Origin of the sequence: Blautia hansenii DSM 20583, assembly GCF_002222595.2 — a bacterium.
Taxonomy (GTDB): domain Bacteria; phylum Bacillota; class Clostridia; order Lachnospirales; family Lachnospiraceae; genus Blautia; species Blautia hansenii.
This window is the reverse complement of sequence record NZ_CP022413.2, coordinates 2065941-2085140: the sequence shown is the minus strand read 5'-3', so window position 1 is coordinate 2085140 and position 19200 is coordinate 2065941. Positions and strand designations below refer to the sequence as shown.

Annotated in this window: 20 protein-coding genes and 1 pseudogene; 17 read left to right on the top strand and 4 right to left on the bottom strand. The window is 39.0% G+C overall.

Features of this window, described 5'->3' with window-relative positions:
- Window positions 1–42: 42 nt before the first annotated feature.
- From glgA to xerD, 9 genes are all read left to right on the top strand, one after another.
- The gene (gene glgA, locus CGC63_RS10595; protein ID WP_009246321.1) at window positions 43–1488 is read left to right on the top strand and encodes a glycogen synthase GlgA; all 1446 of its coding nucleotides are present in this window, start codon (window positions 43–45) and stop codon (window positions 1486–1488) included.
- Window positions 1489–1571: 83 nt separating this feature from the next.
- Window positions 1572–1757, top strand: coding sequence for a hypothetical protein (locus CGC63_RS10590; protein ID WP_003019931.1), 186 nt, complete (start codon window positions 1572–1574; stop codon window positions 1755–1757).
- Window positions 1758–1768: 11 nt separating this feature from the next.
- Window positions 1769–2026 carry a spore coat protein gene (locus CGC63_RS10585; RefSeq protein ID WP_003019934.1) on the top strand — a complete coding sequence of 86 codons (258 nt, stop codon included), beginning with the start codon at window positions 1769–1771 and terminating at the stop codon, window positions 2024–2026.
- 25 nt (window positions 2027–2051) lie between these two features.
- Window positions 2052–2195 (top strand): hypothetical protein, encoded by a 144-nt coding sequence (locus CGC63_RS15380; protein ID WP_003019936.1) that lies wholly within the window; start codon window positions 2052–2054, stop codon window positions 2193–2195.
- A 172-nt stretch (window positions 2196–2367) separates the two neighbouring features.
- A complete protein-coding gene (gene recA, locus CGC63_RS10580) occupies window positions 2368–3435 on the top strand; it encodes a recombinase RecA (protein ID WP_172620991.1) in 1068 nt (355 codons plus the stop codon).
- A gap of 12 nt (window positions 3436–3447) precedes the next feature.
- The gene (locus CGC63_RS10575; RefSeq protein ID WP_003019944.1) at window positions 3448–4056 is read left to right on the top strand and encodes a regulatory protein RecX; all 609 of its coding nucleotides are present in this window, start codon (window positions 3448–3450) and stop codon (window positions 4054–4056) included.
- 129 nt (window positions 4057–4185) lie between these two features.
- Window positions 4186–5745 (top strand): ribonuclease Y, encoded by a 1560-nt coding sequence (gene rny, locus CGC63_RS10570; RefSeq protein WP_009246320.1) that lies wholly within the window; start codon window positions 4186–4188, stop codon window positions 5743–5745.
- A 128-nt stretch (window positions 5746–5873) separates the two neighbouring features.
- Complete coding sequence (locus CGC63_RS10565; RefSeq protein WP_242970492.1) at window positions 5874–6407, top strand: stage II sporulation protein M; 534 nt, start codon at window positions 5874–5876, stop codon at window positions 6405–6407.
- A gap of 99 nt (window positions 6408–6506) precedes the next feature.
- The gene (gene xerD / locus CGC63_RS10560) at window positions 6507–7391 is read left to right on the top strand and encodes a site-specific tyrosine recombinase XerD (RefSeq protein ID WP_003019951.1); all 885 of its coding nucleotides are present in this window, start codon (window positions 6507–6509) and stop codon (window positions 7389–7391) included.
- A gap of 27 nt (window positions 7392–7418) precedes the next feature.
- On the opposite strand, the gene CGC63_RS10555 is transcribed toward xerD, so the two are convergent.
- Window positions 7419–8450, bottom strand: coding sequence for a 3-deoxy-7-phosphoheptulonate synthase (locus tag CGC63_RS10555; protein ID WP_003019953.1), 1032 nt, complete (start codon window positions 8448–8450; stop codon window positions 7419–7421).
- 110 nt (window positions 8451–8560) lie between these two features.
- Entirely contained in the window at window positions 8561–9889 is a 1329-nt protein-coding gene (locus CGC63_RS10550; RefSeq protein ID WP_003019955.1) for a polysaccharide biosynthesis protein, read from the bottom strand.
- A 131-nt stretch (window positions 9890–10020) separates the two neighbouring features.
- Here CGC63_RS10550 and CGC63_RS10545 point away from each other — a divergent pair, with 131 nt between their 5' ends.
- The 5 genes and pseudogenes from CGC63_RS10545 (at window position 10021) to CGC63_RS16110 (ending at window position 13641) form a co-directional block, all read left to right on the top strand.
- On the top strand, window positions 10021–10473 hold the full coding sequence (locus tag CGC63_RS10545; RefSeq protein WP_003019958.1) for an RrF2 family transcriptional regulator: 453 nt from the start codon (window positions 10021–10023) through the stop codon (window positions 10471–10473).
- Between the two features lie 18 nt (window positions 10474–10491).
- The gene (nifS, locus tag CGC63_RS10540) at window positions 10492–11676 is read left to right on the top strand and encodes a cysteine desulfurase NifS (RefSeq protein ID WP_009246318.1); all 1185 of its coding nucleotides are present in this window, start codon (window positions 10492–10494) and stop codon (window positions 11674–11676) included.
- A gap of 25 nt (window positions 11677–11701) precedes the next feature.
- On the top strand, window positions 11702–12142 hold the full coding sequence (nifU, locus tag CGC63_RS10535; protein WP_003019964.1) for a Fe-S cluster assembly scaffold protein NifU: 441 nt from the start codon (window positions 11702–11704) through the stop codon (window positions 12140–12142).
- Window positions 12142–13227 (top strand): tRNA 2-thiouridine(34) synthase MnmA, encoded by a 1086-nt coding sequence (gene mnmA / locus CGC63_RS10530; protein ID WP_003019967.1) that lies wholly within the window; start codon window positions 12142–12144, stop codon window positions 13225–13227. Before nifU ends, mnmA begins: the two co-directional genes overlap by 1 nt.
- Window positions 13228–13372: 145 nt before the next feature.
- A pseudogene (locus CGC63_RS16110) lies at window positions 13373–13641 on the top strand (DUF7724 family protein).
- A 229-nt stretch (window positions 13642–13870) separates the two neighbouring features.
- On the opposite strand, the gene CGC63_RS10520 reads toward CGC63_RS16110, so the two are convergent.
- Complete coding sequence (locus CGC63_RS10520; RefSeq protein WP_022239939.1) at window positions 13871–14671, bottom strand: histidinol-phosphatase HisJ family protein; 801 nt, start codon at window positions 14669–14671, stop codon at window positions 13871–13873.
- 241 nt (window positions 14672–14912) lie between these two features.
- Here CGC63_RS10520 and gap point away from each other — a divergent pair, with 241 nt between their 5' ends.
- The 3 genes from gap to tpiA all read left to right on the top strand — a co-directional run bounded on the left by gap (window position 14913) and on the right by tpiA (window position 18126).
- The gene (gene gap / locus CGC63_RS10515) at window positions 14913–15932 is read left to right on the top strand and encodes a type I glyceraldehyde-3-phosphate dehydrogenase (protein ID WP_039924906.1); all 1020 of its coding nucleotides are present in this window, start codon (window positions 14913–14915) and stop codon (window positions 15930–15932) included.
- A gap of 107 nt (window positions 15933–16039) precedes the next feature.
- Window positions 16040–17233 (top strand): phosphoglycerate kinase, encoded by a 1194-nt coding sequence (locus CGC63_RS10510; protein WP_003019980.1) that lies wholly within the window; start codon window positions 16040–16042, stop codon window positions 17231–17233.
- A gap of 143 nt (window positions 17234–17376) precedes the next feature.
- On the top strand, window positions 17377–18126 hold the full coding sequence (gene tpiA / locus CGC63_RS10505) for a triose-phosphate isomerase (protein WP_003019984.1): 750 nt from the start codon (window positions 17377–17379) through the stop codon (window positions 18124–18126).
- Between the two features lie 90 nt (window positions 18127–18216).
- Here tpiA and CGC63_RS10500 read toward each other — a convergent pair whose 3' ends face one another.
- Window positions 18217–19128 carry a radical SAM protein gene (locus CGC63_RS10500; protein ID WP_003019987.1) on the bottom strand — a complete coding sequence of 304 codons (912 nt, stop codon included), beginning with the start codon at window positions 19126–19128 and terminating at the stop codon, window positions 18217–18219.
- Between the last annotated feature and the right edge of the window lie 72 nt (window positions 19129–19200).

The window sequence follows — 19200 nt, the reverse complement described above, 5'->3', positions numbered from 1 at the left end:
GATGTGGAAAGGTATATCTTATCTGACAAGGAGGGTGTTTTAGTGAAGAAAATTTTGTTTGTTGCATCCGAGGCGGTGCCATTTATAAAAACAGGAGGTCTGGCTGACGTAGTAGGTGCGCTGCCTAAGTGTTTTGATAAAAAAGAGTATGATGTACGGGTGATTATTCCAAAGTATTTGTGTATGAAGGAAGAATATAAAAATCAGTTGCAGTATGTGACTCATTTTTATATGGATATCGGATACAGACGGGAATACGTAGGTATCATGCAGATGGAATACGAAGGAATTCAATTCTATTTTATCGATAATGAATATTATTTTTCAGGATATCAGCCTTATGGGGAAATTCGTTTTGACATTGAAAAGTTTGCTTTCTTCTCAAAAGCTGCATTGTCTGTTCTCCCTGTAATCGGATTTCGTCCTGACCTTATTCATTGCCACGACTGGCAGACAGGGCTGGTACCTGTATATTTGAATGACAGCTTTCAGCAAGGGGAATTTTACAGAGGCATTAAGACCGTCATGACCATACATAACTTGAAATTCCAAGGGACATGGGATATTAAAACAGTCAGACAGATTACGGGACTGCCGGCACATTTCTTTACTCCGGATAAAATGGAGGCGTTTAAAGATGCCAATCTGTTAAAGGGCGGTCTTGTGTATGCAGATGCGATTACAACAGTAAGCAATACTTATGCTGAGGAAATCAAAACAGAGTTTTACGGGGAGCATCTGGAAGGGCTGATGCAGGCACGTTCTAATGATTTAAGAGGTATCGTAAACGGTATTGACTATGACGAATATAATCCGCAGACAGACAAATTTATTGTAAAGAATTATAATGCAAAGAATTTTAGAAAAGAAAAGGTGAAAAATAAGCTTGCATTGCAAAGAGAGCTTGGGCTGGAGGAAAATCCAAAAGCAATGATGATTGGCGTTGTATCAAGACTGACAGACCAGAAGGGCTTTGATTTGGTAAATTATGTGATGGACGAGTTATGTCAGGACAGTATTCAGCTGGTTGTTCTGGGTACAGGTGAAGAAAGATATGAAAACATGTTCCGCCATTTTGCATGGAAATATCAGGGCAAGGTATCCGCTAATATTTTCTACGACAATGGACTGTCCCACAGAATTTATGCGGCCAGCGATGCGTTCCTGATGCCATCGTTATTTGAACCATGCGGTTTAAGCCAGCTTATGAGCCTTCGCTATGGTACACTGCCGATTGTACGTGAAACAGGCGGATTAAAGGATACCGTAGAACCGTATAATGAGTTTGAAAACACAGGTACAGGCTTTAGCTTTACAAATTACAATGCACATGAAATGCTGGGTATTATCCGTTATGCAGAGCATATTTATTATGACAAAAAACGGGAATGGAACAAGCTGGTTGACAGAGCCATGGCAAGAGATTTTTCATGGGCAAACTCTGCAAAACAGTACGAAGAAATGTATGATTGGCTGATTGGCAAATAAAATCAGGTAAAAGTATCCTGTCATAGAAATGAAAAATCCTGACATACTAAGAAGGTAGAACAAGAAAACAGGAGGAAATAATCATGACAGAGATTTCAGTACTTGATTTACAGAATTTGCGCCATTTGATTGGCGGATTTGAAACCACTCACTGTAAAATGCAGGATTATGCACAGGAGTCACAGGACCCGCAGATTAAGCAGTTCTTCCAGAAGTCTGCGCAGTCTGCAATGGAAAGTAAGCAGCAGTTAATGCAGTTTTTACAGTAGGAGGGGTAGAAATGACAGAAAAGACAATGGTAGCAGATACGCTTGCAGGAATTAACGGTGAATTGGTACGTTACGGAGAAATGATTACACAGACAGAAAATCAGCAGTTAAAACAGACTTTAAAGCAGATGAGAAATCAGTGTGAAATGTCACAGGAAGAGATTTATCAGATTGCTAGAGCAAAAAGTTATTATGTTCCGGCAGCCTGTGCAAAGCCTGAAGAGGTTGCTCATGTACGTTCTGTTCTCACACAGCCGACTATGAGATAATGAGGAAAAAGGAGATGTTGCTTTTGTGACATCTCCTTTTTCCTGTGATATTTTATTTCAGGACATGGAAAAATTGAGAAATCAGCTTGACAGAAAAGAGGAAAACGTGCATACTGAAAAAGTAATACATATCTTTCTGTCGGATGAAGACAGCATCAGTTTTTCATAACAGCAGTATTCTCTGTATATTTCAAAGAAAACAAAAGAAGAGTGGAAGGACTTCCCGAAGGATAAGAAAAATAGTTGACAAGAAGAAAAAAGTATACTATTATGAAACATAGAAACGAACATAAGTTCGTGCTTGCGAAAGTGTGATTAAAAGGAGAAAAAATATGGCACAGATGGTGAAAGAAGATAAATTAAAAGCATTAGACGGTGCTTTGGCACAGATTGAAAAGCAGTTTGGAAAAGGCTCCATTATGAAATTAGGAGACTCCACTGCAAATATGAACGTGGAAACCGTACCTACCGGAGCTCTGAGCTTAGACATTGCTTTAGGCTTAGGCGGTGTTCCAAAAGGAAGAATTATTGAGGTTTACGGACCGGAGTCCAGTGGTAAGACTACGGTTGCTTTACATATGGTGGCAGAAGTACAGAAAAGAGGCGGAATTGCAGGCTTTATTGATGCGGAGCATGCGTTAGATCCGGCATATGCAAAAAATATCGGTGTTGATATTGATAATCTTTATATTTCTCAGCCGGATAACGGAGAGCAGGCGCTGGAAATTACAGAAACAATGGTGCGTTCCGGCGCTGTGGATATTATTATTGTGGACTCTGTTGCGGCATTAGTACCGAAGGCAGAGATTGAAGGAGATATGGGAGACTCCCATGTAGGTCTTCAGGCACGTTTGATGTCTCAGGCGCTGAGAAAATTAACGGCGCATATCAGTAAATCGAATTGTATTGTTATTTTTATCAATCAGCTTCGTGAAAAAGTAGGTGTCATGTTTGGAAATCCGGAGGTTACCACAGGCGGACGTGCCTTGAAATTCTATTCTTCTATCCGTATGGATGTCCGCAGAATTGAAACCTTAAAACAGGGCGGAGAAATGGTCGGAAACAGAACTCGAATTAAAGTAGTGAAGAATAAAATTGCACCTCCGTTTAAAGAGGCAGAGTTTGATATTATGTTTGGCGAGGGGATTTCCAAAGAAGGAGATATTCTAGACTTGGCAGCAAATATTGGTATTGTGAATAAAAGCGGTGCGTGGTATGCCTACAACGATGGAAAAATCGGACAGGGAAGAGAAAATGCAAAGAAATATCTGAAAGAAAATCCGGAAATTGCAGAAGAAATCGAGCAGAAGGTAAGAGTACATTACGGACTTTTACCGGATGAGAACGGTGCAGAACAGCCAACACCTGCCGGAGAAAGTACAGGAAACGAAGAGACAGAAGAAATTTAAGAGGAAAAACAGATGCTTGTTACGGATATTAAGCCTGTGACAAAACAAAAATTTCAGATTGAAATAGACGGACAGCCCGCCTTTGTAGTGTATAAAGGCGAGCTGTTTCGCTATCATCTTGAAAAGAACAGGGAAATTGAACAGAGCGTTTATACAGAGCTTGTAGATGAAGTTCTGACAAAAAGGGCAAAGCTGAGAGCTATGTATTTATTGCAGAAAATGGACAGAACCCGCTGGGAGCTGGAAAGGAAATTGCAGGAAAGCGGATATCCTCCCGTGGCAGTTGAAAGGGCGCTGGAGTATGTAACGTCTTTCCATTATATCGATGACAAACGATATGTTGCAATGTATATAGAGAGTCAAAAAAATAAAAAAGGAAAAGCCAGAATAAAAATGGAGTTGATGCGGAAAGGAGTTTCCTCAGAGGTAATAGCTGAAGTTTTTGAAGAAACAGAAGATGAAACAGACACAAAAGAAACCATTCGCAGCTTGATAGAAAAGAAATGTTCCAATCCGACACAGATGGATGAAAAAGAAAAGAGAAAATTATATGGTTTTTTGTTGAGGAGAGGTTTTTCTTCTTCTGATATTTTATCGGTTTTTCGTGAGATTTCAGAGTAAAAGGATTTTGTATAGATTATACAGATTAGGTCAGGTTAGTTTCCGCTTTTATGTTGACTTTTTAAAGAATTCAGTATAAAATTATACTGTTGTATTCGTACAATGAAAATTAAATAAGGAGGTGCTCCTGTGGCAATCTATGTAATAATTGCAATTATTGCTGTGATTCTTACTGCGCTGATTGCAGTTCCGGTTACCGCAAATATTACTGTTAAGAAAAAAGCAGAAAAAGATGCAGAAACCATTGGAACCGCAGAGGTCAAAGCGAGAAGCATTATAGATGAAGCATTAAAGACTGCTGAAACAAAAAAGCGAGAAGCTCTCTTGGAAGCAAAAGAAGAAAATCTCCGTACCAAGAATGAATTGGAAAAAGAGACAAAAGAGAGAAGAAGCGAACTTCAGAAGTATGAAAAACGTGTTTTATCAAAAGAAGAAGCTCTTGATAAAAAAGCAGATGCTTTAGAAAAAAGAGAAGCTGAATACACAGCGAAGGAAGCAGAATTAAAGAAAAAGGAAAAGAAAGTTGACGAATTACAAGGACAGCGAGTGCAGGAACTGGAGCGAATTTCAGGTCTGACCTCCGAACAGGCAAAAGATTATCTGTTGAAAACTGTTGAAGATGAAGTAAAAATTGACACAGCCAAGCTTTATAAAGAATTAGAAAGCAAGGCAAAAGAAGAAGCTGATAAAAAGGCAAAAGAATATGTGGTGACAGCTATTCAGAAATGTGCAGCGGACCATGTGGCAGAAGCTACAATTTCAGTAGTACAGCTGCCAAGTGATGAAATGAAGGGTAGAATTATCGGACGTGAAGGACGTAATATTCGTACTCTGGAAACACTGACAGGTGTGGATTTAATTATTGATGATACTCCGGAAGCAGTGGTATTATCCGGCTTTGACCCTATTCGTAGGGAAATTGCAAGGATTGCGCTTGAAAAGCTGATTGTAGACGGACGTATTCATCCGGCTAGAATTGAAGAAATGGTTGAAAAGGCTCAAAGAGAAGTTGAAACAATGATGCGGGAAGAAGGAGAAGCCGCAGCATTGGAGGTAGGTGTTCACGGTATTCATCCGGAGCTCATCCGTCTTCTGGGCCGTATGAAATTCCGTTCAAGCTATGGACAGAACGCATTAAAGCATTCTATCGAAGTAGCACAGCTTGCAGGATTACTCGCAGGTGAAGTAGGAACGGATATACGAATGGCGAAAAGAGCAGGTCTGCTCCATGATATAGGTAAATCCATCGACCATGAGGTAGAGGGTTCTCATATTCAGATTGGTGCAGATTTATGTAAGAAATATAAAGAATCACAAATTGTTATCAATGCAGTAGAGTCACATCACGGTGATGTAGAGCCTACTTCATTAGTCGCATGTATTGTACAGGCTGCTGATGCAATTTCTGCAGCGAGACCGGGTGCAAGACGTGAAACATTAGAAACATATACCAACAGATTAAAACAGTTAGAAGATATTGCAAATTCCTTTAAGGGAGTAGATAAGTCTTTTGCTATTCAGGCAGGACGAGAAATTCGTGTTATGGTAGTTCCGGAGCATGTAACAGATGCCGATATGGTGCTTCTGGGAAGAGATATTTCAAAGCAGATTGAGGCTGAGCTGGAATATCCGGGACAGATTAAAGTAAACATAATTCGTGAATCACGTGTAATTGATTACGCAAAGTAATACCGTTGACTTTTTAGAACGATAAAGACTCTTATTTTTAAAATAAGGGTCTTTTTTTTCTGTATTAGGCATAAGATGTACAGGGTGAAAGTATGAAAAGGAATGTCAGGCTTCTTCTTTGTTGGTATTTGTCAGGATTTATACTTGGAATTATAGGGGCAAATTTATTGTTTCGGGAAACAGGGTATTCTTCCGGAATTTTGGCTGTATATGGTACGGCTGCATCAAAAGAATGGATAGATGCAGAAGCGTTGTTTTCTCATCTGCTGTTTCAAAGAGGTATCTATTTTTTGTCCATGATATTTCTGGGGTTGACTTATATTGGGATTTTTGCCGTTGTACTCAGCCTTCTATGGTTTGGTTTTTTGGCGGGAAACCTGATGACAATTTTTCTTTTGGAGTACGGAGTAAAAGGACTTGTGGCAGGGAGCGTCTGTTTTTTGCCGCAGATATTTTTTTATTTGCCGGGCTGGCTTTTGTTGTTCTGGATTGTTATGCGTATGAGCAGGAAGGCTATGGGCAAGAAGAGAAGGGAAAGGGCAGATTATCAAGCTTATATTTTCTTTGGTGTTGGTGCAGGGATTTGTGTTTTATTGGGGATTTGGCTGGAAAGCTATGTTAATCAAAACATTCTGATTTGGATTTTTCAGCATTGGATATGAGAAGGACTGAGAAAATAAAGGTTTTTGTAAAATAAGGTTTGATTTTTGGAGTGCATTTGATATATAATCGTACTATGCCTAAAAGAAGGGGAATGAAATATGAAGTGCGAAATACAGGAGTTTATTGAGCATTTACATAATACCAGAGGCACTTCCAGAAATACAGAAGTATCTTATGAGAGAGATTTAAAAAAATTGGAGCAGTTTTTAAAACAGGAAGGAATTCTCGAATGGCATCAGGTATCGGCTGTTTTGTTGAATTCTTATATTATGTATTTGGAAAGAAAGAATTTTGCGGCTTCTTCCATATCAAGAAGTGTAGCGTCCATAAGAGCCTTTTTTCAGTATTTATGTCAGAGAGAGTGCTGGAGAGAAAATCCTGCGGAAGGTTTAAAAGCACCAAAGATAGAAAAAAAAGCGCCGGGAATTTTAACTGTGGATGAGGTGGACTTACTTTTGAGTCAGCCTAAGGAAAATACAGCAAAGGGTGTTCGGGACAGAGCGATGCTGGAGCTTTTGTATGCGACTGGTATTAGAGTAAGTGAATTAATTCATCTTACATTGCGAGATGTAAATTTAAAATTAGGATATCTTACATGCAGCCAAAGTGAGAGAGAGAGGGTAATTCCTTTTGGAGCAACTGCAAAAACAGCAGTGGAGGCTTACATGGCATGGGCAAGAGTAGAGCTTTTAGGGGAAAACAGCAGTGAATGGCTGTTTGTGAATTGTTCAGGAAAATCTATGAGCAGACAGGGCTTTTGGAAAATTTTAAAAGGTTATGCAGTGTCAGCAGGCATACAGCAGGACATCACACCTCATACGCTTCGTCATTCTTTTGCCGCACATTTGGTGCAAAACGGTGCGGATTTGAAAAGCGTGCAGGAGATGATGGGACATTCAGATATTTCCACAACACAGATTTATATGAATATGAATGTGAATAAAATTAGGGATGTGTATATGAAAGCACATCCCAGAAAATAAAAAGAGGACTTTGTCCTCTTTTTGTTTTTAACAAAGCTCGGCAATGGTAAAGATAAGCTTTTCAGTATCTTCCCATCCAAGACATGGATCTGTAATAGATTTTCCGTAAATATTGTCAGGAGCGATTTTTTGACAGCCTTCTACAAGATAACTTTCAATCATAACGCCTTTTACAAGATTTTGGATATCCTTTGATACAAGGCGGCTGTGAAGCACTTCTTTTACAATACGAATTTGTTCTTTGTATTTTTTTCCCGAATTTGAATGGTTTGCATCAATGACAACAGATGGATTTGCCAGATTTCTTTCATTATACATTTCCAGAAGACGCTGCAAATCCTCATAGTGATAGTTGGGAATGGTATTCCCGTGTTTGCTGACTGCTCCTCTTAAAATGGTATGAGTCAGAGGATTGCCTTCTGTTTTTACTTCCCAGCCTCTGGAAATAAAGTCGTGTCCTCCCTGAGCGGCAACAACAGAGTTTAACATAACAGAGAAATCTCCACTGGTAGGATTTTTCATACCTACCGGAATATCAAGACCGCTTACCATTAAACGATGCTCCTGATTTTCCACAGAGCGTGCGCCAATGGCAACATAGGAAAGCAGGTCAGATAAATAATGCCAGTTGTCAGGATAAAGCATCTCATCAGCGGAAGTCAAACCTGTTTCCGTAAGAGCACGAATGTGCATTTTTCGGATAGCCAGAATACCGGCTAATACATCAGGCTTTGCTTCGGGAACCGGCTGATGAAGCATACCTTTATAACCTTCGCCTGTGGTTCTTGGTTTGTTTGTATAAATTCTGGGAACTAAAATCAGGCGGTCGGAAACCTTTTCCTGTAATTTTGCCAGACGATTGGTATATTCACATACAGAGTCTTCTCTGTCAGCAGAACAAGGTCCTACAACTACAAGAAATTTATCGGAAGCTCCGGTAAAAATATCCTGTATCTCTTTATCTCTTTTTCTTTTCTGTGCTTTTAATTCTTCTGACATAGGGATTTGTTCTTTAATTTCATCCGGAGTCGGAAGCTGTTTTACAAATTGGAAGCTCATAAAAAATCTCCTTTTATCCTCATTTTGGGCAGTGTGCCTTTGGTGTTTCCGTAAATTATAATACAAAAAAAAGAGATTGTCGATACTTTTTTAATGTAAAGTTTAAAACTTTAAAGTGAATGGATGAAAAGAAACTCACGTAAGCAGTAAAGAGAAAGCAAAGTAACAATAAGCTCACTGATAATCAGCCCCCAGAGATAGCCTACAATTCCATAGTGGGGAATAATAAAAAATACGAAAAGAAGGCGAATGCCGAGTCCCAGCGTGTTTAGCCAAAAGGTTTGGTTTGCAGCTCCAAGTCCGTTTAAAATGCCGCTTAAGGTTCCGGATAAGTACAGGCAAGGGCAAATAAAAGACAGTGTTTTAATAAAAGTTCCCGCAAATTCGTTTTTAAAAAGCAGAAGTCCCAGTAAATCTCCTCCTGCATAGAAAAAGAGAAAAGCTCCAAAGCCTAATAAGAAACAGTATTTTATGGACAAAAGAATGTTTTTTCGAATACTTGCTCTGTCGCCCAATGCCTGCTTTTCTGCTACGGAAGGCAGAAGCACTGTGGATAAGGCATTGGTAATGGCGGAAGGAAAAAGAATAAGGGGAAGCGCCATTCCTGTTAAAACGCCGTAGATAGAAAGAGCAGAGGCGTTGTCTAGTCCAAAAAGCTGTAAATGTCCGGGAATAAGTACGGCTTCTATGCTATGCAGAATGTTTACCAGAAGACGGTTGCAGGTTAAAGGCAGCGAAAGCGCTGTAATAGCTTTTAGTTCTTTGAAGGGCGCTGTCATAGAAGCAAGGCGGTAGTGTCCTTTACAGAAGTCCCATAAAATCATAAAACCTGTAAATAGCCATGCAGCCAGTTCTCCGGCGAGAAGTCCGAAAACAGCCAGCTTTGGTGTGATTGGAACTTCTTTTTCCGACCAGACCAAAAACAGCAGAAAAGAGGCTGCCACACGAAAGCACTGCTCAATGAGCTGGGCGGAAGCAGGAACAGAAAGTTTTTTTCTGGCGAGATAATAGCCGTTGACACAAGCGTGAAACACACCAAAAGGAAGGGAAAATGCCAATATTTTTAAAAGAGGGGTACATTGCTCTTCTAATAAAAAATGTACGGCAAACCAGTTCGCGTGACGGTACAGAAAAAATTCTGTCAGAATAGAAATGACAGCAGCCAGAGAAGTTGACAGGAGAAAAACATCGTGCGCTCCCTGCTCATCTTTTAAAGCGGCTTTTGCCGCTACGAGACGGGAAATAGCTGTCTGTATGCCTCCTGCTGCAAGCGCATAGCATAGGGTGTAAACGGGAAAAATAAGCTGATAAATTCCCATACCCTGTGCACCAATTTTTTGAGAAAGGAATATCCTATAAATAAAGCCGATGATTTTTGTAAGAAAGCCGGACAGTGTCAGAAGAAGCGTACCTTTTAAAAGAAAGTTTCTGTTACTCATGGTAAAATCCTTATTTTCTCTTTTTCATAATATATTCTTCAAATGAGCTTGACAGAACAAAGGAAAGGTGTTATTCTACTTCAAGATTAGAAATCAGAGTAAAACAGTCGGAATTGAAAAGAGGCGATAGGATGAAGCTTTCTACAAAAGGAAGATATGGTCTAAGAGCGTTAATCGACTTAGCATTATATAGTGATGAGGAAGCTGTTTCCATACAAAGTATTTCTAACAGACAAAATATTTCAGACAGCTATTTGGAGCAGCTTATGAGAAAGCTGAAAAAAGCTGGTTTGGTTGTTAGTGAACGAGGCGCTCAGGGCGGTTATCGACTGGCAAAGCCGGCGGATGAAATTTCCGTTGGAGATGTGTTAAGAGCCTTGGAGGGAAGTCTTGAGGCAGTATCCTGTGGAGCAGGAAACAATGAACATTGTCAGGGTGAGGATTTATGCGTTACCCGTTATGTCTGGCAGGAGATTAATAAAAGTATTCAGGAAACAGTAGACTCCATAAAAATCAGTCAGTTAGTAGAGGAGAGCCGTAAGGCTCGTGAAAAAGGGCAAATTAAAGTGCAGAAATGTGATTAAATATAGGAGATGAGCGATATGAAAACAAGAATTTATTTGGACAATGCAGCAACGACCAAAACTTCTCAGGAAGTTGTGGATGCAATGCTTCCATATTTTACGGAAAACTATGGAAATGCTTCCAGTATTTACGAAGTGGGACAAAGAAGTAAAGAAGCTATTACTACTGCAAGAGAAGATATTGCAAAAGTTTTAGGCGCAAAAACAGAGGAGATTTATTTTACCGCAGGAGGAAGTGAAGCGGACAACTGGGCGTTAAAGGCTGCTTTTGAAGCATACAGCAAAAAGGGCAATCACATTATCACAACAAAGATTGAACACCATGCGATTTTACACACCTGTGAATATCTGGAGAAAAAGGGCGCTGAAATCACATATTTAGATGTAGATGAGAATGGTCTGGTTAATTTAGATGAATTACAAAAGGCAATTCGTCCGGAAACAATTTTAATTTCTATTATGTTTGCAAATAATGAAATCGGAACCATTGAACCGGTAAAAGAGATTGGAATGATTGCGAAAGAACACGGAGTTTTATTCCATACAGATGCTGTTCAGGCATTCGGACAGGTGCCGATTGATGTGGATGAGATGAATATTGATATGCTCAGCTCCAGTGCGCATAAGATTAACGGACCAAAGGGTATCGGATTTTTATATATCCGCAAAGGCGTAAAAATCCGTTCTTTTGTACACGGAGGTGCACAGGAAAGAAAGAGACGTGCGGGTACAGAAAATGTTCCGGGTATTGTGGGCTATGGCGTAGCGGCAAAAAGAGCAGCAGAAACCATGGAAGTCCGTACAGCAAAAGAAAGAGAATTAAGAGATTATTTTATTGACAGAGTTTTAAAAGAAATTCCTTATGTAAAATTAAACGGTGACCCTGTAAAACGTTTGCCAAACAATATCAATCTCAGTTTTCGTTTTGTAGAAGGGGAGTCTTTGTTAATTATGCTGGATATGAAAGGAATTGCTGCTTCCAGTGGTTCTGCATGTACATCCGGTTCCTTAGATCCTTCTCATGTACTATTGGCAATCGGTCTGCCTCATGAAATTGCACACGGTTCTTTGCGATTGACTTTAGGAGAAGATACCACAAAAGAAGATTTGGATTATACATTAGAGCAGTTAAAAGAAATTATCGGAAAACTGCGTGATTTATCACCATTATATGAAGATTTTGTAAAAAAACAGAACAAATAAGAGAGAAAAAACGGAGGAAATTATTATGTACAGCGAAAAAGTTATGGACCATTTTCAGAACCCAAGAAATGTAGGAGAAATTGAAAACGCCAGCGGTGTAGGAACAGTAGGAAATGCAAAATGCGGCGATATTATGAGAATTTATCTTGATATTGATGATAATCAAATTATTCAGGATTGCAAATTTAAGACATTTGGATGTGGAGCAGCCGTTGCAACAAGCAGTATGGCAACAGAGCTGGTAAAAGGAAAGACTATTGAAGAAGCTTTAAAAGTTACAAATAAAGCAGTTATGGAAGCTTTAGACGGACTTCCACCGGTAAAAGTACACTGTTCCTTACTGGCTGAAGAAGCAATTCATGCAGCTCTGTGGGATTATGCGGAAAAACACGGAATTAAGATTGAAGGTCTTTCCAAACCAAAATCCGATATCCATGAAGATGAAGAAGACGAGGAAGAATATTAATGAGCGGAAAGAAAGTCGTTGTAGGGTTATCCGGCGGCGTAGACTCTTCTGTGGCAGCGTATCTTTTGAAAAAGCAGGGGTATGATGTAATCGGAGTAACCATGCAGATTTGGCAGGAGGAAGACAATGAGTTTCAGGAAGAAAACGGTGGCTGCTGCGGATTAAGTGCAGTAGATGATGCCAGACGCGTTGCTCAGATTTTAGATATTCCTTATTATGTTATGAATTTCCGAAAAGAGTTTAAAGAGAAGGTTATTGATTACTTTAATCAGGAATATTTGGAAGGCAGAACGCCAAATCCCTGTATTGCATGTAACCGCTATGTGAAATGGGAGTCTCTTTTAAAGAGAAGTCTGGATATCGGAGCAGATTATATTGCAACAGGACATTATGCCAGAGTGGAGCAGCTTCCAAACGGAAGATATGCCATTCGAAATTCGGTGACAGCAAAGAAAGACCAGACTTATGCTTTATATAATCTTACACAGGAACAGCTTTCCAGAACACTGATGCCAGTAGGAGAATATACAAAAGAGGAAATTCGCCGGATTGCTCAGGAAGCGGGACTTCCCGTAGCGCACAAAAAGGATAGTCAGGAAATCTGCTTTGTACCGGATAATGATTATGCAGGCTTTATTGAGGAAAGTACAGGGAAAAAGCTGGAAGAAGGAAATTATGTTTTAGAAGACGGTACAGTAATCGGAAAACATAAGGGAATTATTCATTATACCATCGGACAGCGAAAAGGGTTGAACCTTTCTATGGGACATCCTGTTTTTGTGACAGAAATAAGACCGGATACCAATGAGGTTGTTATCGGAGAAAATGAAGATTTGTTTGTAACAGATTTAATTTGCGACAGAGTAAATTTCATGGCAATAGACCATCTGGAAGAAGGAAAAGAATTTACTGCAAAAATCCGTTACAATCATCCGGGAGCAGTATGTACGCTGGAAGACTTGGGAGAAGGAAAAGTAAAAGTCCTTTTCCGTGAATCGCAAAGAGCAGTTACTCCGGGACAGGCAGTGGTCTTTTATGATGGAGAATATGTAGCCGGTGGCGGTATTATTTTAGGAAAAGCATGAGAGAATATAGAGAGAATGGGAAAAGGGCACTTGTAGAGAGTGCTCTTTTTTCTGTCTTTAAACGGATACGCAGAATGTACGGAAATAACATTTATTGGGTGTTATAATATTTTTAGGAAACGTAAATTAAGGTGGTGGAGTTAATATGAAGAATGAGGCGATATTAAGTAGTGACAAAATGTTTACATCTTTTCGGTTTAATAGTCATAATATACGTTTTAGAACATCTCCAAGACTTGAACGATATACGAAAGTAATTGAATGGGATAAGGGATATTTAGTTGTTATGGCTAAATATGAAGGGCACGAGGAGGAAGAGGGTATATAGATTTAATTCCAATTCTTGAAAACTTATATTTTGATACGGAAGATTTTTTAAAACCAATTCAGAAGGTGAGGATTGAATATGTGTGATGTTGTGAAAATGCGGGTTCTGCAAAGTTTTTTGTTATGAAAAATGGCGAAACAACGATTGAGAATATAGGACAATTATCTGATAGGGAAATTCGTATTATCGTGAGTTTATAAAAGAAAATTATAAAGAAATGTATATGAAATGGGCGGAAAAAAGTGATAATGGTTTTTATGGAGAATAACTATTGGGGTATAGAAGATAAAATATCCCAATAGTTATTGAAAACTTTTATAAAGGAATACATTCCGATTTTCTCTCTTTGAAAATTGTATAGTATCGAAAACCGCAGGCTTTTAAAAGGTCGGAAGCCTTCTGGAAATCGTAGGCGATATGACAGGGAGCATGAGCATCAGAGCCCAAAGTCAGCAGTTCGCCGCCTAATTCTTTGTAGCGTTTTAAAATTTCCGTAGAAGGATGTGGCTGTCCCAGACCATATTTAAAACCTGCTGTGTTACATTCCAAACCAATTCCTTTATCTATGAGTGTTTTTAAAATTTCATCTAAGATATCGGCATGATTTTTATAACAATAATGTACATTTTTGGACGGACCGTAGCGAACTACATAGTCAATATGCCCACAGGTATCAAAGCAGGAGTAGGTCTGAAGATTTTTAAGAAGAACTTCGAAATAGCGTTGATATGCCTGTGTCTCAGTGCGATTTTCAAAGAAAGCATTATCATAAGGGTCCAAACAATCTGCAACATGAGTAGAGCCTATAAGAAAATCAAAATTTCTGGAAGTACACAGAGCAGGAATTTCTTCTTTTAAATGTGGCTGTAAGCCTACTTCCAGACCAAAATAAAGCTTGATTTGAGACCGATATTTTTCTTTTAATTGTAAAAAGGTTTTTTCGTATGCATCTAAATCAGCCAGAAAAGTAAAATTATTTCCCGGAAAATCTAAGTCGGTATGTTCGGTAAAACACATTCCTTTTAAATTCTGTTTTATTCCTTCTTTTATCATATCCTCCATAGGACTGGTACTGTCTTCGGAAAAATTCGAATGGAGATGGAAATCATAATACATAAATTTTTTCCTTTCGTATAAATAAAATATGAAAAATTCTTTGCTTTTCTTCCATTATAAAGGCAAAACAGAAGCAATTTCAAGTGAGAAAGCATGAAACCTCAGGAAATTTGAAAATAGACTTGAATTTTTGGATAAAAACAGGTACAATATGGACAAGGTTGATGTTTCTTTAACAAAGTACATTTATTTTGTGAAAGAACTCACATTAAATCAATCACTTTTAGGAGGAATAAAAATCATGGCAGTAAAAGTAGCAATTAATGGTTTTGGACGTATTGGTCGTCTTGCATTTAGACAGATGTTCGGAGCAGAGGGATTTGAAATCGTAGCAATCAACGATTTAACATCTCCAGCAATGTTAGCTCACTTACTGAAATATGACTCTACTCAGGGTAGATACGAATTAGCTGATAAAGTAACAGCAGGTGAAGACTTCATCACAGTTGATGGAAAAGAAATCAAAATTTACGCAAAAGCAAACGCAGCTGAACTTCCATGGGGAGAAATCGGTGTAGACGTAGTTCTTGAGTGTACAGGTTTCTATACATCTAAAGACAAAGCTCAGGCTCATATCGATGCAGGCGCTAAAAAAGTTGTTATCTCTGCACCAGCAGGAAATGACTTACCAACAATCGTTTACAATGTAAACCATGAAACATTAACAGAAAATGATAACATCATTTCTGCAGCTTCTTGTACAACAAACTGCTTAGCTCCAATGGCAAAAGCATTAAATGACTTAGCTGAAATTCAGTCTGGTATTATGTGTACAATTCATGCTTACACAGGCGATCAGATGACACTTGACGGACCACAGAGAAAAGGTGATTTAAGAAGATCTCGTGCAGCAGCAGTAAATATCGTACCAAACAGCACAGGTGCTGCAAAAGCTATCGGATTAGTTATTCCTGAATTAAACGGAAAATTAATCGGAGCTGCTCAGCGTATCCCAACACCAACAGGTTCCACAACTATCTTAACAGCAGTTGTTAAAGGAAACGTAACAGTTGAAGAAATCAACAATGCTATGAAAGCAGCATCCACAGAATCCTTCGGATATAACACAGATGAAATCGTATCCAGCGATATCGTTGGTATGAGATATGGTTCTCTGTTCGATGCTACTCAGACAATGGTTCTTCCATTAGATAACGGCACAACAGAAGTTCAGGTTGTATCATGGTATGACAATGAAAACTCTTACACAAGCCAGATGGTTAGAACAATCAAATACTTCGGAAAATTATTAAACAAATAATTTTTGGGTATTATAAGGCTCAATAAGGGTCCGGTCTATTGTGGACCGGACCCTTTTCGTCTATATAAAAGAAAGACGGGAAAATAAGAAAAAGGAGGCATTTCTCAATGCTTAATAAAAAATCAGTTGACGACATTAACGTAAAAGGAAAAAAAGTCCTGGTTCGCTGTGACTTTAACGTACCATTACAGGAAGGTAAAATTACAGATGAAAATCGTCTGGTAGCTGCACTTCCTACTATTAAAAAATTAATCGCAGATGGCGGCAGAGTAATCTTATGCTCACACCTTGGTAAACCAAAGGGAGAAGCAAAACCGGAATTATCTTTGGCACCTGTTGCAAGACGTTTATCTGAATTATTAGGTCAGGAAGTTAAATTTGCTGCTGACGCTGAGGTTGTAGGACCAAACGCAAAAGCAGCAGTAGAAGCAATGAAAGACGGCGAAGTTGTTTTACTTGAAAACACACGTTATCGTGCAGAAGAAACAAAAAATGGTGAGGAATTCTCTAAAGAACTGGCATCTCTTTGCGAAGTATTTGTAAATGACGCATTTGGTACAGCTCACAGAGCACATTGCTCTAACGTAGGAGTTACAAAATTTGTTGATACAGCAGTTGTTGGATACTTAATGCAGAAAGAAATTGATTTCTTAGGAAATGCAGTAAATAATCCGGAAAGACCTTTCGTTGCTATTCTTGGAGGAGCAAAAGTTTCCAGCAAAATTTCTGTTATCAATAACCTGCTTGACAAAGTAGATACTTTAATCATCGGCGGCGGTATGGCTTATACTTTCTCCAAAGCAGCAGGCGGAAGCATCGGTGTTTCTTTATGTGAAGATGATTATTTAGATTACGCATTAGAAATGAAAAAGAAAGCAGCAGAAAAAGGAGTAAAACTTCTTCTTCCTGTTGACCACAGAATTGGTGATGCTTTCTCTAATGACTGCAATATTCAGATTGTAGGCAGCGGACAAATTCCGGAAGGTTGGGAAGGTATGGATATCGGACCTGAAACAGAAAAAATCTTTGCAGATGCTGTAAAAGATGCAAAAACAGTTGTATGGAACGGACCAATGGGTTGCTTTGAAATGTCAAACTTTGCACATGGTACAGCAGCAGTTGCAAAAGCGCTTGCTGATACAGATGCTACAACAATCATCGGTGGCGGTGACTCTGCGGCAGCAGTAAATATCTTAGGATATGGAGACAAAATGACACACATCTCCACAGGTGGCGGTGCTTCTTTGGAATTCTTAGAAGGAAAAGAATTACCGGGCGTTGCAGCAGCAAACGATAAGTAAGCACTTGACGAGTGGCAAGCCGTAGGCGCAGACAGAGTTTAGTAAGGGGAACATACCCCTGATATAAACTAGATTGCGAGGCTCTTAGCAAGCCAAAGGCGAACAAAAAATACAATTATAAAATCAGAAAGAAGGTCATTCCAATGGCAAGAAAAAAAATTATCGCTGGTAACTGGAAAATGAACATGACACCAAGCGAAGCAGTTGAATTAGTAAACACATTGAAACCACTGGTTGCAAACGAAGAAGTAGACGTGGTATTCTGCGTACCTGCTATTGACATTGTACCGGTTGTGGAAGCTGTAAAAGGAAGCAACATTCAGGTTGGTGCTGAAAATATGTACTTTGAAGAAAAAGGTGCATACACAGGAGAAATTTCTCCAAACATGCTGGTAGATGCAGGCGTTAAATATGTTATCTTAGGACATTCCGAAAGACGTGAATACTTTGGTGAAACAAACGAAGACATCAACAAAAAAATGTTAAAAGCATTTGAACATAGTTTAACACCAATTATGTGCTGTGGTGAAACTCTGGAACAGAGAGAACAGGGTGTTACTATGGACTTTATCCGTCAGCAGGTAAAAGTTGGTTTCCAGGGAATTACAGCAGAACAGGCAAAAGAAGCAGTTATCGCTTATGAGCCAATCTGGGCAATCGGAACAGGAAAAACAGCTACAACAGAGCAGGCTCAGGAAGTTTGTAAAGCAATCCGTGAGTGTATCGCAGAAGTTTATGATGAAGCAACAGCAGAAGCAATCCGTATTCAGTACGGCGGTTCTGTAAATGCTGCAACAGCTCCGGAATTATTCGTTCAGCCGGATATTGACGGTGGATTAGTTGGTGGAGCAGCATTAAAACCAGATTTTGGTTCTATTGTAAACTACAAATAAGAATTATTCCAAATTAAAATGATTGATTTGAAGAGAACCGGAAGCTTCCCTTTGTAAGGAGCTTTCCGGTTCTTTTCTGTTGCATAAAATCTATTCAATATCAAGACCTTCTAATTGGAAAGAAGGTGTGTATGCAGAAGAAGCGCTGCTTCTTTCCTGCATAAAGCCCTGCGTCAGCCCAAGAGAAATTGCTTTGTCCAAGACTTTGTTGTATTCATAAGTTGTTACTCTGCGGTTGATTTTCGGATACATCGATGCTTTGTAAACGGGGGTATATTGACTCAAAAGACTTAGCAAAAAGCTGTCTTTTGGGAGTGTTTCACTCATCCATTCTAAAAGCTTCATAGAGTCTTCTTTGCATCCCGGTAAAACCAGATGGCGAATAAGAACTCCTTTTTGTAAAATCCCTTCCTTATTAAAAGTGGGAACGCCTGTCTGTTCTATCATTTTCTGAATTGCTTTTGAAGCAAAGGAAAAGTAATCCTTTGCTTTGGAGTAGGAAAATGACAGGGAAGCATCATAATATTTCAAGTCGGGCATGTAAATATCAATATAATCTTTTAAAAGTGAAATGACTTCAGGTCTTTCGTAACCGCCGCAATTATAAATAACAGGTATGGAAAGAAGCTTTTTAATGTTATCTAAAGCTTCTATAATAAAAGGAAGATATTGAGTTGGCGTAACCAGATTAAGATTATGAGCTCCTTCCTCCTGAAGTTTTAAGAAAATTTCACTAAGCTGTGATACGGACAGTGTTTTTCCAAAATTTTCACAACTGATTTGAGAGTTTTGGCAAAAACAGCATTTTAAAGTACAGCCGGAAAAGAAAACCGTACCGCTTCCTTGTGTGCTGCTGATACAGGGCTCTTCCCATAAATGCAGCGCTGCTCTGGCTGCTTTTACTTCATTGGTGCAGCCGCAAAATCCGGTTGAGACTGTTCGGTTGACTTTGCAGGTACGGGGACAAAGCTGACAGCAGGTAGTATCCAATAATGAATTCATACAAAAATATTTCCTTTCAGTAAACAAAACCTATTTCGTATTTTATCTCTTTCAACATAATATTAAAAAAGT

Coding starts and splice junctions, on each gene's coding strand:
- CGC63_RS10590 (WP_003019931.1), top strand. CDS start 1,572: ATGACAGAGATTTCAGTACTTGATTTACAGAATTTGCGCCATTTGATT.
- CGC63_RS10585 (WP_003019934.1), top strand. CDS start 1,769: ATGACAGAAAAGACAATGGTAGCAGATACGCTTGCAGGAATTAACGGT.
- recA (WP_172620991.1), top strand. CDS start 2,368: ATGGTGAAAGAAGATAAATTAAAAGCATTAGACGGTGCTTTGGCACAG.
- CGC63_RS10575 (WP_003019944.1), top strand. CDS start 3,448: ATGCTTGTTACGGATATTAAGCCTGTGACAAAACAAAAATTTCAGATT.
- xerD (WP_003019951.1), top strand. CDS start 6,507: ATGAAGTGCGAAATACAGGAGTTTATTGAGCATTTACATAATACCAGA.
- CGC63_RS10555 (WP_003019953.1), bottom strand. CDS start 8,450: ATGAGCTTCCAATTTGTAAAACAGCTTCCGACTCCGGATGAAATTAAA.
- CGC63_RS10550 (WP_003019955.1), bottom strand. CDS start 9,889: ATGAGTAACAGAAACTTTCTTTTAAAAGGTACGCTTCTTCTGACACTG.
- CGC63_RS10545 (WP_003019958.1), top strand. CDS start 10,021: ATGAAGCTTTCTACAAAAGGAAGATATGGTCTAAGAGCGTTAATCGAC.
- nifS (WP_009246318.1), top strand. CDS start 10,492: ATGAAAACAAGAATTTATTTGGACAATGCAGCAACGACCAAAACTTCT.
- nifU (WP_003019964.1), top strand. CDS start 11,702: ATGTACAGCGAAAAAGTTATGGACCATTTTCAGAACCCAAGAAATGTA.
- mnmA (WP_003019967.1), top strand. CDS start 12,142: ATGAGCGGAAAGAAAGTCGTTGTAGGGTTATCCGGCGGCGTAGACTCT.
- CGC63_RS10520 (WP_022239939.1), bottom strand. CDS start 14,671: ATGTATTATGATTTCCATCTCCATTCGAATTTTTCCGAAGACAGTACC.
- gap (WP_039924906.1), top strand. CDS start 14,913: ATGGCAGTAAAAGTAGCAATTAATGGTTTTGGACGTATTGGTCGTCTT.
- CGC63_RS10510 (WP_003019980.1), top strand. CDS start 16,040: ATGCTTAATAAAAAATCAGTTGACGACATTAACGTAAAAGGAAAAAAA.
- tpiA (WP_003019984.1), top strand. CDS start 17,377: ATGGCAAGAAAAAAAATTATCGCTGGTAACTGGAAAATGAACATGACA.
- CGC63_RS10500 (WP_003019987.1), bottom strand. CDS start 19,128: ATGAATTCATTATTGGATACTACCTGCTGTCAGCTTTGTCCCCGTACC.